This window comes from Shewanella pealeana ATCC 700345 (assembly GCF_000018285.1).
GTDB lineage: Bacteria > Pseudomonadota > Gammaproteobacteria > Enterobacterales > Shewanellaceae > Shewanella > Shewanella pealeana.
Genome location: NC_009901.1, coordinates 3,681,086 through 3,698,196, shown reverse-complemented (window position 1 = coordinate 3,698,196; position 17,111 = coordinate 3,681,086). Strand labels below are relative to the sequence as shown.

General features: G+C 43.7%; 13 protein-coding genes. 10 read left to right on the top strand and 3 right to left on the bottom strand.

Features of this window, described 5'->3' with window-relative positions; genetic code table 11:
• Positions 1-96: 96 nt before the first annotated feature.
• Positions 97-354 (bottom strand): YfhL family 4Fe-4S dicluster ferredoxin, encoded by a 258-nt coding sequence (locus SPEA_RS15900; protein ID WP_012156237.1) that lies wholly within the window; start codon positions 352-354, stop codon positions 97-99.
• Positions 355-625: 271 nt separating this feature from the next.
• Here SPEA_RS15900 and SPEA_RS15895 point away from each other — a divergent pair, with 271 nt between their 5' ends.
• From SPEA_RS15895 to SPEA_RS15880, 4 genes are all read left to right on the top strand, one after another.
• Positions 626-1,636, top strand: a complete 1,011-nt coding sequence (locus SPEA_RS15895) for a helix-turn-helix domain-containing protein (protein ID WP_012156236.1) — start codon at positions 626-628, stop codon at positions 1,634-1,636.
• 217 nt (positions 1,637-1,853) lie between these two features.
• Positions 1,854-3,233, top strand: a complete 1,380-nt coding sequence (locus SPEA_RS15890; RefSeq protein ID WP_012156235.1) for a metal-dependent hydrolase family protein — start codon at positions 1,854-1,856, stop codon at positions 3,231-3,233.
• 418 nt (positions 3,234-3,651) lie between these two features.
• Positions 3,652-4,362, top strand: a complete 711-nt coding sequence (locus tag SPEA_RS15885) for a DUF3299 domain-containing protein (protein ID WP_041411034.1) — start codon at positions 3,652-3,654, stop codon at positions 4,360-4,362.
• A 44-nt stretch (positions 4,363-4,406) separates the two neighbouring features.
• Positions 4,407-5,651 (top strand): carbohydrate porin, encoded by a 1,245-nt coding sequence (locus SPEA_RS15880; protein WP_012156233.1) that lies wholly within the window; start codon positions 4,407-4,409, stop codon positions 5,649-5,651.
• A 104-nt stretch (positions 5,652-5,755) separates the two neighbouring features.
• On the opposite strand, the gene trhP is transcribed toward SPEA_RS15880, so the two are convergent.
• Entirely contained in the window at positions 5,756-7,123 is a 1,368-nt protein-coding gene (gene trhP, locus SPEA_RS15875) for a prephenate-dependent tRNA uridine(34) hydroxylase TrhP (RefSeq protein WP_012156232.1), read from the bottom strand.
• 288 nt (positions 7,124-7,411) lie between these two features.
• Between trhP and SPEA_RS15870 the strand changes: the two genes are divergently transcribed.
• Positions 7,412-8,254 (top strand): HDOD domain-containing protein, encoded by an 843-nt coding sequence (locus SPEA_RS15870; RefSeq protein WP_012156231.1) that lies wholly within the window; start codon positions 7,412-7,414, stop codon positions 8,252-8,254.
• Positions 8,255-8,378: 124 nt separating this feature from the next.
• Positions 8,379-9,857, top strand: a complete 1,479-nt coding sequence (locus SPEA_RS15865; protein WP_012156230.1) for a putative bifunctional diguanylate cyclase/phosphodiesterase — start codon at positions 8,379-8,381, stop codon at positions 9,855-9,857.
• A 112-nt stretch (positions 9,858-9,969) separates the two neighbouring features.
• Here the strand turns inward: SPEA_RS15865 and SPEA_RS15860 are convergent, their stop codons facing one another.
• Positions 9,970-10,446 (bottom strand): thioesterase family protein, encoded by a 477-nt coding sequence (locus tag SPEA_RS15860; protein WP_012156229.1) that lies wholly within the window; start codon positions 10,444-10,446, stop codon positions 9,970-9,972.
• Positions 10,447-10,886: 440 nt separating this feature from the next.
• On the opposite strand from SPEA_RS15860, the gene SPEA_RS15855 reads away from it, so the two are divergent.
• From SPEA_RS15855 to SPEA_RS15840, 4 genes are all read left to right on the top strand, one after another.
• Complete coding sequence (locus SPEA_RS15855; protein WP_012156228.1) at positions 10,887-11,327, top strand: OsmC family protein; 441 nt, start codon at positions 10,887-10,889, stop codon at positions 11,325-11,327.
• A 440-nt stretch (positions 11,328-11,767) separates the two neighbouring features.
• Entirely contained in the window at positions 11,768-14,962 is a 3,195-nt protein-coding gene (locus SPEA_RS15850) for an EAL domain-containing protein (RefSeq protein WP_012156227.1), read from the top strand.
• A 311-nt stretch (positions 14,963-15,273) separates the two neighbouring features.
• A complete protein-coding gene (locus SPEA_RS15845) occupies positions 15,274-16,611 on the top strand; it encodes a DEAD/DEAH box helicase (protein WP_012156226.1) in 1,338 nt (445 codons plus the stop codon).
• A 120-nt stretch (positions 16,612-16,731) separates the two neighbouring features.
• Positions 16,732-17,079: a DUF6176 family protein gene (locus SPEA_RS15840; RefSeq protein WP_012156225.1), complete on the top strand. Its 348-nt coding sequence runs from the start codon at positions 16,732-16,734 to the stop codon at positions 17,077-17,079.
• Positions 17,080-17,111: the final 32 nt, after the last annotated feature.

Genomic DNA, 17,111 nt, shown 5'->3' with positions numbered 1-17,111 from the left:
GATAACGAAGTCATTAGTCGATGAGTGTTTTTTGAGTGACAGATGTTAAAAACAAAAATGGAGCCGATTGGCTCCATTTGTTATCGCTAAGAAAGCTTATTCAACCGGCTTACCTGTAATGATGTGGTATTTAATTAATAGCTCATCATCTGACTCTTTATGGTCAGGGTCGACCGCGATACAGTCGATAGGGCACACAGAAATACATGTAGGTTTGTCGTAATGGCCGACGCATTCGGTGCAAAGTACAGGGTCAATTTCATAGATCTCTTCCCCCATAGTAATGGCCTGGTTAGGACACTCGGGTTCACACATGTCGCAGTTGATACAGCTGTCGTCGATTAATAATGCCATTGAATTAGCGTGCCTATTAAATTTACTAAAACCCCGCCTATGCGGAGCAGTCTAAAAAGTGATACCTAACAATTATACCATACAAAGGGGCGCAAACTAGGCTCGTCGCGTGGCGAAGACCGACTATTATCATGCGGCTAGTATGCTTTACGTTGCGGTTTGGATCTTATCAGGATGAAGAGCGGCGCCGCTGGTTATATAGACAGGCTTTCTATATTGATTTATAAATAAAAATATCACTTAGGCAGTAACTGTCACTTAGGAAGAAACTATGCCGTCGGATTCTAATAATGGCGCAATTGCGCTTATTCAGCGCCAAGATGTGGTCTTTTTTGCCAGCTTGCTGAGGGGGCTAGAAGGCAGTATTTATCCGATCTTACAGCAAGCAAAGGTACCGATTGATCTGTATTCAAGTGAAAGTAATTATGATTACTTACCTGAAAATACGGTGAAAAACCTGATCCAAGCCTTGGGAGAAAGATTAGAACATCAAGAGTTTATTCAACTAATTAGTAGTGCCTGCAAGAATATCTATATTCCGGAGTTTATCCGGCGTCTGACACAGAGCGGGTCTTTAAGAGAGGCATTAGACGAGTTTGCCAAGCAGCTAAAGTCCAACATTACCCATACTAATGTTTATACCCAGTTCTCGGGAGGAAGTTGGTGGTTGGTGAGAGAAAAAGAGGGCGTGGATGAGGCATGGTTTACCCATGCAGAACTGTTTTCCGTTATTTTTACCTGCGAACTCTTATCTGCTCTCACTTCTAATAAATGGCGACCAAAGCAAGTGGGGATCCAATCTGCTGATGAGGCCGTGTTTTCTACTTTGCCGCAACTAACACGGAGTCAGTTTTTTACCAATAGACCTGTGACGGCTTTCTCTATTGAAGAAAGCTTAATGACGGCGCCTGTTAGCCACCCCTATATTTCCACTAAAGATCCTATCGCAGCAATACCATCACGCGATTGCTTTTTAGGCACCTTCAAGTTGGCGATTCAGCCCTATTTGTCTATGGGCAAGCTGCCTATCAAGATGGCGGCGCAAATTCTGCAATTGAACGTGAGAACCTTACAGCGCCGATTAGCGAAAGAAAGTGTTCAATACGGCGCTATTATTGAGGAGATGGTGCTGGAGCAAACCTTGGACTTATTAAAATGCCCTTCATTAAAGATCACCTCCATCGCGATTAGAATGGGCTACTCCGACGCTGCACATTTTACCCGCGCGTTTAAACGTCAAATGCAGATGACGCCTACAGCGTACCGTCGCCAATTCGACTAATACGCACCAGATATCAAACAATTCATTTACCATTCTGTCATTAGCTGTCATCAAATGGCTATTACCTAGCCTTGATTTGGTTCAAAATTTAACCTAGCTTACGAAGTGTTAGTGGCAAATAGTGTGTTTGTTGTCGCTGATTTTGTAACGCTTTTTTAAGTATGGAATGTTACGCGAGGTGAAAACTCACCAAGCATGGATAACTAGAGGTGCACGAATGAAATACCGAACGTTGAAGATGTCTGTTGTTGCTGTGTCTTGCTCATTAGCTTTTTCTGTTAGTGCTGAGTCAATCTTGTTTACTAACGTCAATGTGTTTGATGGTAAGAAAGATGAGTTGCTAGAAAACTATCAAGTGTTAGTGGTGGATAATAAGATCAGCAAGGTGTCTAGCGAAGCGATTTCAGCGCAAGGTGCCAAGGTTATCGACGGTAAAGGTATGACATTAATGCCGGGACTGATTGAAGGTCACGGTCACTTGCAAATGAATGGCACCTCTTTGCCGGATATTGAAAATAATCGCAACTGGGAAGAGTTGGCTGCACGCTCTGCAGCCAGAGCAAACTCGGCGTTGCTGTCAGGCTTTACCACATGGCGTGACGCGGGGGGGATGGGCGCTGGCCTTAAGAAAACCATCGATAGCGGCGAACTTATCGGTCCGCGTATTTATCCGTCCGGTGCATTTATTGGCCCGACAGGCTCTCATGCCGACTTTCGTAATTTCAACACCCCTAACGAAACTTTCTATGGACATAACTCCTCAGGCGGTCGACTCGGTATGAGCTGCACCGCAGACAGTATCGGCGACATTAAAGCCTGTGCTCGCCAGAACTATATGCAAGGGGCAACACAGATTAAGTTGATGTCTAGCGGCGGCGTGGCGTCATCGTTTGACCCATGGCAGCTCAATGCTTACTCGCTTGAAGAGTTACAGGCGGCAGTTGAAGTGGCAGATGCCTATGGCTCCTACGCCATGTCACATGCCTACAGTAAGGTATCACTGCTGCGAAACTTAGAAGCCGGGGTGAAAACCTTAGAGCATGCTTTTATGTTTGATAAAGATGTTTATAAGGCAATGAAGAAAAACGACGCCTATATGACCACCAATATGACGGCGTTTTCACCTTATTTAGGCGAAATAGAAGCCATTAATTCAAACCCTGCTTCTGCGCGTAAAGCCAAAACTGCTCAGGCAGCATTTGGCAATTATATTGATAATGTGAACAAGTATAAGCCTAAGCTAGGCTTCCATGTGGACTGTGTTGGTGGCGTTGCGGCGTGTGAGCAGCAAGCCGACCATTCTATCTACCTGAGCGGGAAGTTCTTTGGTAACCATTACACCTTGATTTCGATGACATCGGTTAACGGTGAAATCGTTAAGCTGGCGGGTGAAGTACTGGATCCTTACTTTGAGGGCAAACTTGGAGTTGTCGAAGAGGGCGCTTATGCGGATCTGTTATTGGTTGATGGTAACCCATTAGAAGACTTGAGCGTGATTGGCGCCAATGAAAAGTGGTTCGATGCACCAAAGCGTGATGGCATCGAGACCATGAAGATCATCATGAAAGACGGCGTGATCTATAAAAATACCCTGTAATAGCTTTTTATACCCAAACAACTTCAAGATGCAGGATTCAGCATGTCGAGAAGTGACAGAGTTCAAGGCATGAAATTGTAGGACTAGTTATTCTAATTCAATATTTCATAACACAGAAAAATGTTGCTTCTCGCCGTGCCCTACGGGAGCTCCCGTAGAATACCTGCACTGCGTTAGTGATATCGACAAGGGAATAACCATTATCCTCAATCACTGCCTTGTTCAGCCATCCTACGGGAGCTCTGAAACGAGCATCTTGAGGTGGCTTGGGTATACTTAGTACCTAAGGCAAGCAGCGTTGCTTGCCTTTTTTAAAGCACTAACTCTTAGAGCTAACTTTTAGAGCTAACTTTTAGAACTAGTTTTTAGAGTTGCTTTTTAGAGATAAACTTTGCAGAGAGAGCTTTTAATGAGAGTTATGAAGAAAATTTTGTTGTTAACCTCGACACTATCATTTGCTGTTCAAGCAAACTCTGAGGCGCTAGATTTACAAAAGCTAGATTGGCAAGTACTAGCCCCATCTATCAATGAGCAAGAGGTCAGTTTGCCTAATGTGACCGAAGCTCAAAAAAGATTGCTAGCAAGCGTTATTCAATATCAAAACAGTCCTGACAGCGCGGCTAGCGCCAAAGTTAAAGCCGCCCGCGAATCATTGACTCAACAGGGAATCGATGTAGATGCAGCCCTAGATGCAAGGGCGCGCTATATGTCGCTTGCCCAGCGCAAAGCCGAGAGTTTAAATACTGAGGTTAATGGTAAGCAGGTCAGCATGTCAGGCTTTGTCGTGCCGACAAAGTTTAACGGCGTCAAAGCGACAGAGTTTTTATTTTTACCCTATGCCGGAGCCTGTATTCATATGCCGCCACCAGCGGCGAATCAAATCATTAAGCTCCGATATCCGTCAGGATTCGAGGTTGAAAATGTGCAATTCCCAGTAACCGTTAGCGGCACTATTAACGCAGATAAGCAAACTGAGCTGGTGCAGCTGGTTGATGGCAAAATGAATGTCACTATGGGTTACGCCATGGAAGCACTAACGATTGATAAATACTATGGTGATGCGATATCTAACCCTGTCACGGGCTTAGAACTGCAAGATAGCCTAGATCATAAAGGGCACGCTCACTAATTGATTTATGCAAAGGGAATGAAAGGTAAACAAGGATAATCAGTATGAATAAGCTACGTTTAACCATTTTATTAGGGGGGAGTCTTGCTTGTGTTGGCAGTCTTTTTAGCATTGATAGTTATGCCAGTACCAGCTTTGGTAGCCCAAATACTGTCGATAACACTATTAAAGATAACACCCGTAAGAAAGAGTCTTGGCGAGAAAAGCTAGCCAGTGAGCATAACCTGACTTTGGGACTGGATTATCAAGTGCTTGGGTTGTCGGCAAGTTCACCTACCGCAGGTGGTGATGATAATTCTGCGGCGGGTGTGGTTCGATTTTATGGCTCTTGGAACTTAACTGGGTTAGAGAGCGGCAATGTCGGTGGTCTGGTGTGGAAAGTTGAGCATCGACATGCTTATACCGATACCGCTCCAAAAGCCTATTCATTTATTGAGCCGGGACTTGGCTATATCGGCATGATAGGGCCTGCATATAGCGACCAAGGTGGGCGACTCACCAACCTTTATTGGAAGCAGCAATTCAATCAAGGAAAAACCGCATTAATGGCGGGCTACTTAGATACATCAGATTATGTTGATACCTACGCGTTAGCGAGCCCGTGGACAGGGTTTACCAATTTGGCATTTAGTACCGGCGCGGGCGCAATAGGTTTACCCGATGACGGGGTTTTAGGTTTGGCTGTTGGCCATATGCTCGATGACAACTTTTATATTATTGCCGGCGCAGCCGACGCGAAAGGGCGCTCAGATAAACCAAGTGACGGCTTTGAGACTTTGTTTAATGACCATAAGCTGTTTACCACATTTGAATTAGGTTGGACTGCGTCACAGGAACATATCTATACCGATAATGTCCATGTGACTCTGTGGCATATGGACGGCGGCACTCAACATAATCTCACTCAGCCAAGTGAAAGTGGCCAAGGGATAAACTTTTCTGCTAGCTTCTTTGTTACGCCTCAATTAATGCCGTTTGTTAGAGGCGGTATATCACAGGGCGATGTCGCACTGTACGATAATTCGTTAACAATGGGGCTTGGCTATTTTGGTTTAGGCGGTGAGAAAAATAACTTAGGCTTTGCGATTAACTTCAGTGAAGTCAATGAGAATTTAGGCAAGGCCTATGGCGTTACTGACGACAAGCAATTTACTTCTGAGGTGTATTACAACATGAGTTTGGGGGAATTTGTGCAGTTAACCCCTAATATTCAGTATATCGACAATCCAGCGATTTCAACTGAGGATGATACTTGGGTTATTGGCTTAAGAGCCAGGGTGAGTTTTTAATTAACGGTTAATGTAATGAACCCACCTACTGAAGTAGGTGGTTTAGGGCTGAAAACAAAAAAGGCCTCAAAATTGAGGCCTTTCATCAAGTTCAGCGCTAAAGATTACGCTGTTGGCTGATGCGGGTTACGGGTATCTTGGCCTTGTGGCAAGTTACGTAGTAACACGGCTTTATCTAGCTCGACACCTGCTGGTACGTCTAGGAATACAAAGTGCCCCGAACCTAGACCCGCCTCAACACTTTCACCTTTACGGTTAACTAGGCTATCAACTTTTATGGTTAGGTTACCTTGTGGGGTCATAACTTCAACACTGTCGCCAACAAGGAACTTGTTCTTCACGTCAACTTCTGCAAAACCTGCTTCATTGCGAACGCCTGTGAACTCACCGACAAACTGCTGAGTATCGCTGATTGAATAACCATAATCGTAGTTTTGGTATTCATCATGCACGTGACGACGTAGGAAGCCTTCGGTGTAACCTCTGTGTGCAAGACCCTCTAGGTTATGCATCAAGGTACGATCGAAATCTTTACCCGCAGCAGCATCTTCAATCGCTTGGCGATAAAGTTGAGCCGTACGTGCTACATAGTAGAACGACTTAGTGCGGCCTTCGATCTTCAGTGAGTCTACACCCATCTTAGTTAAGCGCTCTACGTGTTGAATCGCACGTAAGTCTTTTGAGTTCATGATGTAAGTACCATGCTCATCTTCAAACGCAGGCATATACTCGCCTGGACGACCCGCTTCTTGAAGCAGTACGATTTGATCAGATGGCTGCCCCGCACCTAATGTAGGCGTTTCAATTTGTACAGCAGGGTTAACCGGAACTATATCACCTGATTCATTTTGCTGCGCTTCATGGACATCGTACTTCCAGCGACATGCGTTAGTGCAAGTACCTTGGTTAGGGTCACGTTTGTTGATGTAACCAGACAATAGACAACGGCCTGAGTACGCCATACATAACGCACCATGAACAAAGACTTCTAGTTCGATATCTGGGCAGCGTTGACGAATTTCTTCGATTTCATCTAGTGATAGTTCACGAGAAAGAATGACACGCTTGATGCCTTGAGATTCCCAAAACTTAACCGACGCCCAGTTAATTGCGTTTGCTTGAACTGATAGGTGCACCACTTGGTCAGGAAACGCTTCACGTACCATCATGATAAGACCAGGATCTGACATGATTAACGCGTCAGGTTGCATAGCAACCACAGGCTCCATATCTTTGATATAAGTCTTCAGCTTGGCGTTGTGCGGTGCAATGTTGCTAACCACATACAACTTCTTATTCAGGCTGTGGGCTTCTTTGATTCCCGCAGCAAGGTTTTCCATTTTAAAGTCGTTATTACGTACGCGAAGACTATATCTTGGCTGGCCGGCATAAACAGCATCGGCGCCATAGGCAAAGGCGTAACGCATATTTTTCAATGTGCCAGCAGGGGACAATAGCTCAGGTTTAAACATAATAGCTTCTCTGTTAACGGATAAGGATTCGACAATCGGCCGCGCATTTTACTGAATGCGGCTGTGCTAATGCAAGAAAGTCAGCCGAATATAATAAGTGGACTCGGGTAGATCTGAGTCTTTTATAATAAAATATTGTGATCTGCTTATCGTTTTTTAAGTGATTTAACCCTAATCTCGACGCTTGATTAAGTATTGACCCATAAATAGCATTTTGCACGTACCTCAAAGCGTTCAACTGTTATACTCGATTTGCTGCAAATTAATACGAGTTATAAGGGAGTTGAGATGTCTACAGAGCATCAAGTATTAGTTGGTTTGTTAAAAAAATTAAAGTCCGACGCCTTAGTTTTACCTACATTGCCAGAGGTTGCGATGCGGGTGCAGGAGGTGGTGGGTCAAGAAGATGCCAGCCTAAAAGATGTTGCTAGTATTATTGGTCAAGATGCGGCTATTTCAGCTAGGGTCATCCGTATCGCGAATAGCGCCATGTACAGTCGGGGGATCCCTGCTGATAACGTCAATGCGGCCATAAACCGTATTGGCTTGACTCAGATTAAATCCATTGTGACTTCTATTGCGATGGAGCAGCTGTTTATCTCTACCAACCAAATGGTTTGGGAGGTAATGGATGAGGTATGGAGTGCATCTATCGACGTGACCTCTGCCGCTTGTGCCATGCTACAGATTTATAATAAGAAGCTCCCAGAGAGTAAGCTTAACTTTGACACTATGACGCTTGCTGGCCTGGTGCATAATATCGGTGCCTTGCCAGTGTTGACAGAAGCTGAAGCTCAGCCTGAACTCTTTGATAGCATAGATCTATTACGTGCTTTAGTTAAGAAGTTACAAGGCCCATTAGGGCGCGCCGTGTTAAAGAGCTGGGAGTTTTCGCCAGATGTGATGCAAGTGGTAGAACGTTGGGCAGATCTAACCTATACCTCGGAACAAGTGAGTTACCTAGACTTTATTCGCGCGGCGGCTTTCTATACCGGAGAGTTAAGGGCGGGAGACGATTTAGAACAAAGGATGACAGCCTTTATCGAGCGTGGTTTACCTGTATCGGCTGAAGAATTAGCGAGTGATGCATTCCAAGAGGCTTATCAATCTATCAAGGCAAGTTACGAATAATTTAGATGTTTGAATAGCGATGCTATGAAACTTAAACGATAGTGTTTGCTGGCGTAAGGACTAGCAGGCACTATAGTTTATAACAGAATAAATTGAGATTTTATAACGGTAAAAGTACTCATTGATGGGCAGTTTTTGGATTATTTCCATTGTATGTTTGTTGCTACTGGTTTTGTTAGTATGCGCACTCTTGTGGCAGCTCAGACTGCGTCATCAGCTCAAACAGTTATTTGAGTTTCTTGACTTGAAGGGGATTAAGCTCCCTTCCAGTAACGGGTCATTAACGGCCAAACTCTCCAGCTTAAAAGATCTATTCAGTACACTCTATACCCAAAGCAAGCAATCAGAACGAGATAAGCTCACTGAACTCGATAACCGTTTGAGCATGAAGCGTAAAATGGCCGATTTAATGCCATTAAATAATGGTAGCTTGGTATTACTCGATATTTATCGATTTCGATACGTAAACGATCTGTTTGGCTTTAACTTTGGCGACGAGCTACTTAAGCAGATGGCGGTGCGGGTGAAAAGTCTAGCCGCGGAAGGTTCGTTAATTGCTAGGATGAATGAAGATGAATTTCTCATCTATTTCACTAGCGAAATGACGGAGCTACAACTGCAGCAGATCATCGATAAGTTACAACTACCCTATGACATTTTCGGCAGTATCATAACCACCAGAGTGCAGATGGGGCACTTGGCACTAAAGCCTTTTCACAGTGATATTAGCACCATGCTGCGACGACTCGACTTGGCGCTAAAAAAAGCTAAGACTCATGATGTGGCACTATCTGAATATCTGTTGGGTGATGATGCGGCGCAGCTTAGAGAAGTGTCGATTATTAATAGCCTTGCTAAGGCACTGCGTGATGGCGAGCTTTATATGGTGTATCAGCCAAAACAAAGCCTCCCCAAAGGGGGCTGTGAGCAAGTAGAGGCCTTAATGCGATGGCAGCATCCTTTATTAGGCAATATATCTCCTGCTGAATTTATCCCCTTAGCCGAATATTCTGGCATGATCGATATCGTCAGCCAATGGGCCTTAGATCAAGTATTTGTACAGCAAGCAGTATGGCGCAAAAGTGATATTAAGCTTCAGGTGGCGGTAAATCTATCGACTCAAGATCTGCGTAACGCCTCTTTGATTGCTGGCATAGAAGCTAGGCTTGAGCAATACCAATTAAAGGCGAGTGCCATCTCGATAGAGATCACCGAAAGTAAGTTGATGCAAGATCTTGAGGGGGCGGTTGAAACGATTAAGCGATTGCGCTGCCTCGGAGTCGATGTCGCTATCGATGATTTTGGGACTGGTCATTCTTCTTTGGCTTACCTTAAATATTTGCCTGTCGATGAGGTTAAGATTGATAAAGCCTTCTTAGAAGATCTTGAAGTCGATGCTAGGGCTCGACACATAATGGATACCAGTATTCGATTGGCGAAAGGTCTTGGCTTTAAGGTGACAGTCGAAGGGGTGGAAACTGAGGATGTGTTACAGTTATTGCTCGATATGGGCGTGGATAAAATTCAAGGTGATATCTTCTCTAAGCCCTTAACAGCGAAAGAGCTGGGAGCCCGCTGGTTGAAAATAAGTCAGGCAGGCTAAGACCAGAATAAGAGAAAAGGTAAGTCGGTTATGTCGATAATCTAGCAATTTGAGACTTACCTTTTTCATCAGTATTGGTAACGCTTTTATCAAAGCCTAATTGGAAAAGATCTTAAAAAATAACAGCTTCAGAAAAAGCTTCACCTAAGCGAGCAATTAACTGCGCTGGCATAGGGCTCAGTTGACGTTTCTTATTCATGCAGATCATCTCAACCTGCGCGGTTACGGCGGGTTTTTTTCCATTAGGGCGCCAGATCTCCTGCAACCAAACCGTACGGTACTTACTCTCAAAATAGAACTTGGTTCTAATATCGATAATATCGGCAAACTCCACACCGTCGTGACATAGCATGTCGCTGCGATATACCGCGAAGCCTAAGTCATGTTCATCCCATAAGCTGGCTAAGTCGTTTGCTCCAATGACGTGTTCACGGGCGCGTTCAAAGTATTTTAGAAAGTTTGGGTGGTAAACCACACCTGAAAAATCAGTATCTTCATAATAAATCTGCACGGGAAAACTGTAGGTCTTACTGTATTGCACGGACTTGGTATCAGAAGTATTAGCTTGCATGGTATGAGTTTGCGACATAGTGATTTAGCTTTATTTTTGTCAGTGTAGGGTATTGGGTTATCAGTCTATCACAGTAAATAATCTGTAAACGACTAACTGATATACCCAAGCTACCTCAAGATGCTCGTTTCAGAGCTCCCGTAGGATAGCTGAACAAGGCAGTGATTGAGGATAATGGTTATTCCCTTATCGATATCACTAACGCCGTGCAGGTATTCTACGGGAACTCCCGTAGGGCACGGCGAGAAGCAACATTGTTCTGTGTTATGAAATATTGAATTAGAATAACTAGTCCTACAATTTCATGCCTTGAACTCTGTCACTTCTCGACATGCTGAATCCTGCATCTTGAAGTTGTTTGGGTATAAATACAATAAACTGTGAGTTGCGCTTGAGTTTTACTTTAAAACTTCATTAGAATAATCTCATTGAAATAAAACTAATGGAGCTATATTAAAATGCCAGAGAAGAGCGTTGAAGTTAACACTCACATGGGTGAAGGTTGGAAAATTACGGCCCAAGTGAGAGATCACCAACTTGTGATAGATCAGCCTACAGCAGGTAACGAAGGTGCTAACCCATTAGAGACATTTATTTTCTCTCTAGCAGGATGCATTTCTACCATAGCTAGAATGGTTGCTAGAGAGCAGAACATTACACTTAACCATTTTGATTTATCGATTAAGGCACAATTAAATACGGCTGGACTACTTGGAAAAGCGACAGATGATCCCGTAGGCTTTAAGCATATCGACATTACAGTGGATATGGATGCGACAATGAATCAAGAGCCCTTATTTGATCAGCAAAAGAATGAGTTCCTTGATACGGTTTGCCATCGTTGTCCAGTGCATGACAACTTACTAAAGCCGACCTTAGTCACTCATCAAGCTAGCTAATTGTTTACAGCTGACAGGTCGCTAATTGAGTTAGGCTGATGAGGGGCTCATGTTAAGCTTATTTTTTCAGGCCAATAGCTGTATTAGCTAAGCCTCGATTAGACACAGCCTTTAACTTGTTAGAGGCTGATTAAGACCTAGTTTTATCTTCCCTTTTTACACTCCTAGTTTTATTTAGAGTAAAAATTCGTCTCAGACCTTTGAACTTTAGTTCTTTAGTGTTTATCTTTGTAAAGGTAGTCGTCTAAAAATAACGCTAATTTCTGATATTTTCGTATACTGACAATAGATTGCACTTTCTGAAGCCTCCTATAGATAGCTAAGAGAGTCGTCGGCTCAAGCGATAACCAGTCAGGTTTAAATAATCGTTTTCTAGATAGGTTAATGGATAACAAAAAACACGGACTTTTAAATGAATTTCCAAGGATGAATAGCTTCTTATGGATCAAGGCTTAATTCTCTCTCTTATACAAAATGCCGCATTATTGCTCGCGATAGTTCTCGTGTACGACGCCTTTCCACGCAACCATAAGCGCTCTCTGGATCTACTATGGCGTGTGGGCATCGGTGTTCTCGTTGCGATTATTACTATCTCCGTCATGTTAATGCCTTGGCAACACAGTAACGGTGTATTTATCGATTCAAGAACCGTTATTTTAAGTGTCTGCGGTCTTTTCTTCGGAGGCGTGCCCACTTTAGTAGCCGTAATCTTAAGTTGTTTATATCGGCTAAGTGAAGGGGGCATAGCGGTATGGTCTGGTATTGGCACTATAGTGTCATCAGGCCTAATGGGATATCTCTGGGGGAAGTACCGCAAAGGTGATATCGGTGATATCCGTATCAGTGAGTTATTTGCCTTTGGGCTGATGACCCATAGCGTAGCCTTACTCTGGGGCTTAACCATGCCCACCGAAATCGCCATAAATCTACTGAAACAGATCACCGTTCCCCTTCTGGCCATCTTTCCCATCACCACCGTTTTGCTCGGCATATTGCTATCTAGGCGTATAGAGATAGAGCGGGATCAAAAAATAAAGTTGCAGGACCACTTGCTGTTTAAGTCGCATTTCCACAGCGGAAATATGGGAATAGCAATTACCGATATAGCCCATGAATGGATTAAGGTTAACCCCAGTTTGTGCCAGATGCTCAAGTATACCGAGCAAGAGTTACTCAGTTTGTCTTGGCTTGACCTTATGTCTGCTGATGATTTTCAACTCTATAAGCATCACCTTTTAAGGATGCTCGATGGAAGGATTAACGAGTTTGAGCTTGATCTCTGTCTTATTGCTAAAGATGAGACGATTGTCTATACCCATATGACAGTGGCTTGTCAAAGAGTGCAATCCAGAGTCGAATTGATTATTACTGGTTTTTTAAACCGCACCTCACAGAAGGAAGCCGAAAAAGAGAAGCTTGCCAGTCAAGAGCAATTGGGCTTAGTGCTTGGCAGCAGTGAGTTAGGCTTTTGGGATTGGGATATTCGTAACGACATTATCGAGCGAAATGAGCACTGTGCAGCCTTACTTGGCTGTGATATCGACACTCTAAATCGCCAGCAGAAACTGTGGGGCGACTCGATTCATCCTGAAGACCGAGTCAGAGTACTGAGGTCGATAAAGGCGCATCTAAGTGGTGAAACGGAACAGCATAAAGTCGAATACCGTATTCGTACTTTAGCGAGTGAAACATTATGGATCTTAGACTCTGGAAAAGTAATGAGCCGCGATGAAAGTGGTTGTCCCTTAAGAATGTGCGGTATACACACAGATATCACAGATAGAAAGCGGGTTGAAGAATCATTAAAGCTTGCAGCATCTGTTTATAACAACAGCCGTGAAGCTATGAGTGTGCAGGATGATAAAGGCTTGATTATTAATATTAATGCCGCATTTACTGATATTACCGGTTACACAGAGTCGGAAGTTAAAAATCAAAACATCAAGATATTACAGTGCAGCCGTAATAACCGTAGTGCCTATGAGCAGATGCACATGGCGGTTGAAGAGGAGGGGCGCTGGCAGGGAGAGGTTTGGCTAAGGCGTAAAAATGGTGAAGAGTTTGTGGTATGGCTAACCTTGAATGCCTTATTTGATGCCGAAGCGCAGACTCAGCGCCACGTAGCTCTTTTCTCAGACATCACAGAAAAGAAGCAAGCCGAAAAGATTATCTGGAAGCAGGCTAATTATGACACATTAACAGGCCTACCAAATCGGCGTATGTTGCTCGACTATCTTAATGCGGAGATCTTAAAATCAGATAGCCGCGAGCAGCACTTTGCATTGATGTTTTTAGACCTAGATTACTTTAAAGAAGTTAATGACACACTCGGGCACGATATGGGAGACATGTTGCTATCGGAAGCAGCTAAGCGTCTAAAGGCCTGTATTCGAGATTCTGACGTGGTGGCAAGGTTAGGGGGGGATGAGTTTACGATTGTTTTATCTGGCGTTACTGATATTAAAGGTGTCGATAAAGTGGCGAAACACATTTTAACTCGCATTGCTGAGCCCTATAACTTAGGGGAAGAGACCGCCTATATTAGTGCCAGCATTGGTATTACTCTCTACCCAGATGATGCCTCAACCATTGAGGGATTATTAAAGCACGCTGACCAAGCCATGTATGCCGCAAAAGACGAAGGGCGAAACCGCTTTCATTACTTTACTCCATCGATGCAGCGATACGCCAAATATAGAATGCGTCTGATTCAAGACCTTCGTTCAGCCATTGCCGACCATGAATTTGAGCTCTATTACCAACCCATCGTCAGTTTGCAGGGGGGGCTGGGGCTTAAGGCCGAGGCCTTGATCCGTTGGCGTCACCCTAAACGCGGTCTCGTGTCGCCAATAGAGTTTATTGCGGTCGCCGAAGAGACAGGTCTTATTATTGAAATTGGCAATTGGGTTTTCCAGCAAGCCGCCCGTCAGAGTGCTTTGTGGCGCGATCGTTTTGGCATTGAGGTGCAGATCAGTATTAACAAATCCCCGGTTCAGTTTAGGGATGAAGGTGAGAGCATAAATTCTTGGGTGAATCTGTTAAAGACGCTGAACTTAACTAATAATAATATCTGTATCGAGATCACAGAGGGCTTGTTACTCGATGGCAATAGTGCGATCTCATCTAAACTGACCCAATATCGTGATTCAGGGATCCAGATCTCCCTCGATGACTTTGGAACAGGCTATTCTTCACTGGCATATCTTAAGAAGTTTGATATAGATTTTTTAAAAATAGATCAGTCTTTCACGCGAAATTTAGACAGTAACAGTGATGATTTCACCTTATGTGAAGCGATTATTGTGATGGCGCATAAGCTGGGGATGAAAGTTATTGCCGAAGGTGTCGAGACCGATTATCAACGCAAAATCTTAGCCAATGCAGGTTGTGACTTTGGTCAAGGCTATCTATTCTCAAGACCTGTACCCGTTGAAAAGTTTGAGCAGGCCTTTCTTGTACCTGTAAATACTCAGAACGAAAACTGCCGCGCAGATGACAGCGCTGTAGAAAACGTTTCTGTAGAAAACATTTCTGTAGAAAAGAGTTCAGTAGACATCGATTCTGTAGATGATAGCTCAGTAGAAAGCGTTTCTGTAGATGATAGTTCAGTAGAAAAGAATTTCCGTAGAGTATAGCTCTGAAGAAAATGCATCTGTAGGAAAGAGTCAGTAGAGAAAAACAGATTTAAGCTGAGTAAATATTCTGCGCGGTTATACCGCGTCGTTTAAGATTACTCTGAAGTGACTAAGACTGAGGGCACTGCTGAGGAGAGTATTTTCATTCAAGAATTGTTAACTTAAAAACGATATAGTCCCGCTTAAATTGAGTAAACTTAGAATCAGTTAGATAGACTTCGTTTGGCTATATAATCTGGCGCGGGATTTTGCTAGACTCCGCGCTCACTTTTATTCCTTCCATTCTTTATATTAATCCTATTGAGCCGACCATGAATTTTGATGCATTCGATTTACATCCCAAAATATTAGATGCAGTTTCTGCCCGCGGTTACCAGCAGTTGACCCAAGTTCAATCGCAGGTATTACCCGTAGCCATGGAAGGTAAAGATATTATGGCTTGCGCCCAAACGGGTACAGGTAAAACAGCGGCTTTTGCTCTGCCGCTACTTAATACTTTGATTAAGGAATATAGCCTGTTCACAGATAGCGAAGCTGAGCTTACGCATCAGTCAAGTGTTAAGGTGCTAGTCCTTACTCCTACGCGTGAGCTGGCAATTCAAGTTGCCGATAATATCACTGCCTATGCGCAGTTCTTACCGTTTAAGACGACAGCCGTTTACGGTGGTTCGAACATGAACCCACAGCGCAAGGCGTTGCAAGCCGGAGTCGATATATTAGTCGCGACCCCTGGTCGGTTGTTCGATCATATTGGTCAATTTGGTTTGGATTTGTCGAACGTGACACACTTAGTGGTGGATGAAGCGGATCGCATGCTGGACTTAGGTTTTGTACGTGATATCGAAAAAGTGAAGAAGTTGGTGGCCCCGGCTCATCAAACACTATTTTTCTCTGCGACCTACAGTGACGCAGTTAAAACGCTTGCGGAAAAAATGTTAATTGCGCCAGAGTGGATTAATGTTGCAACCTCTGCCACAGCTAGCCTTATTACCCAAGAAATTTACTTGGTAGATACTCGCAGAAAAGCTGAACTGCTATCAGAACTCATCGGCCGTAATAATTGGCAGCAAGTGTTGGTATTTGTTAGTACCCGAGAGAGTGCTGAGCATCTGCATGCAGAGCTAAAACTCGATGGTGTGAAAAACGCCGTTTTCCATGGCGAGAAAACTCAAGGCGCGAGAAACCGTGCATTAGAGGAGTTCAAATCTGGTAAGCTTCGTGTCATGGTGGCAACCGATGTTGCTGCTCGTGGCCTAGATATTGAAGCCCTGCCTTTGGTGATTAACCTTGAATTACCATTTGCCGCCGAGGACTATGTTCACCGTGTTGGTCGAACTGGCCGTGCGGGTCTTGCTGGTCGTGCAATTTCATTTGTGTCACCACAAGACCGTGAGATGATGCAAGAAATTGAAGTGCTGATAGCGCAGACTCTGCCACGGATTACTATGCCTGGCTATGAAGAGGGCGCGCCTCTACCGGCTCGTTATCGTGATGTGGTGGTAAAGCCTGTAAAAGAGAAAGGCCACAACAAACGTAAGTATGAAGATAAAAACCGCCCAGCTAAAAATGCGGTAGGAAAGAGTAATTATCGCAGCGCAGCATCGGGAAAAAGTAGCTACGGTCGCTCGAAAGACAAAGCTAAGAAATAGCGTCAATACCGAGTAATATTGCTTAATCAAAGTGAACATATCTACTACTAGAATGTTCACTTTTTTATGGGTAAAGTTTTGCCTCATAAAGGAAATTCCAGTGTTATTAATGAGGAATGAATGGAATCTAAGTTATTGAAGATAAATCTCAAGCTTGGCTCAAGAGAAAAGCTAGACGTTTTGATTTGCTATATGCGTGAAAATATCCAATTTCCTATGAGTGAGATGGAACAGAAGGGTTACTATTGGGACAGTGTTTTCTTCGAATCGTCCCCTGAATACGAGTCTATTTATATAGTAATTAAGTCTGAAGATTTTTCGAAAATCATGCTTGATGAGTCGACGCTTGTCTATACGCCATTTCGAGAGGTATATGAAAAATTTAGGCTTGAGTGTTGGGCTAATGAGCCCTATACCGACATGGAACCTATTGCTTGCTTTAATTCGTCGATGCAGTTTTCTATTTAGTTACTCTTTCAATTAATCCGCGAAAGCCATAA

Coding starts and splice junctions, on each gene's coding strand:
- SPEA_RS15880 (WP_012156233.1), top strand. CDS start 4,407: ATGAATAAGCTACGTTTAACCATTTTATTAGGGGGGAGTCTTGCTTGT.
- SPEA_RS15885 (WP_041411034.1), top strand. CDS start 3,652: ATGAAGAAAATTTTGTTGTTAACCTCGACACTATCATTTGCTGTTCAA.
- SPEA_RS15840 (WP_012156225.1), top strand. CDS start 16,732: ATGGAATCTAAGTTATTGAAGATAAATCTCAAGCTTGGCTCAAGAGAA.
- SPEA_RS15895 (WP_012156236.1), top strand. CDS start 626: ATGCCGTCGGATTCTAATAATGGCGCAATTGCGCTTATTCAGCGCCAA.
- SPEA_RS15865 (WP_012156230.1), top strand. CDS start 8,379: ATGGGCAGTTTTTGGATTATTTCCATTGTATGTTTGTTGCTACTGGTT.
- SPEA_RS15855 (WP_012156228.1), top strand. CDS start 10,887: ATGCCAGAGAAGAGCGTTGAAGTTAACACTCACATGGGTGAAGGTTGG.
- SPEA_RS15900 (WP_012156237.1), bottom strand. CDS start 354: ATGGCATTATTAATCGACGACAGCTGTATCAACTGCGACATGTGTGAA.
- SPEA_RS15850 (WP_012156227.1), top strand. CDS start 11,768: ATGGATCAAGGCTTAATTCTCTCTCTTATACAAAATGCCGCATTATTG.
- SPEA_RS15870 (WP_012156231.1), top strand. CDS start 7,412: ATGTCTACAGAGCATCAAGTATTAGTTGGTTTGTTAAAAAAATTAAAG.
- SPEA_RS15845 (WP_012156226.1), top strand. CDS start 15,274: ATGAATTTTGATGCATTCGATTTACATCCCAAAATATTAGATGCAGTT.
- SPEA_RS15860 (WP_012156229.1), bottom strand. CDS start 10,446: ATGTCGCAAACTCATACCATGCAAGCTAATACTTCTGATACCAAGTCC.
- SPEA_RS15890 (WP_012156235.1), top strand. CDS start 1,854: ATGAAATACCGAACGTTGAAGATGTCTGTTGTTGCTGTGTCTTGCTCA.
- trhP (WP_012156232.1), bottom strand. CDS start 7,123: ATGTTTAAACCTGAGCTATTGTCCCCTGCTGGCACATTGAAAAATATG.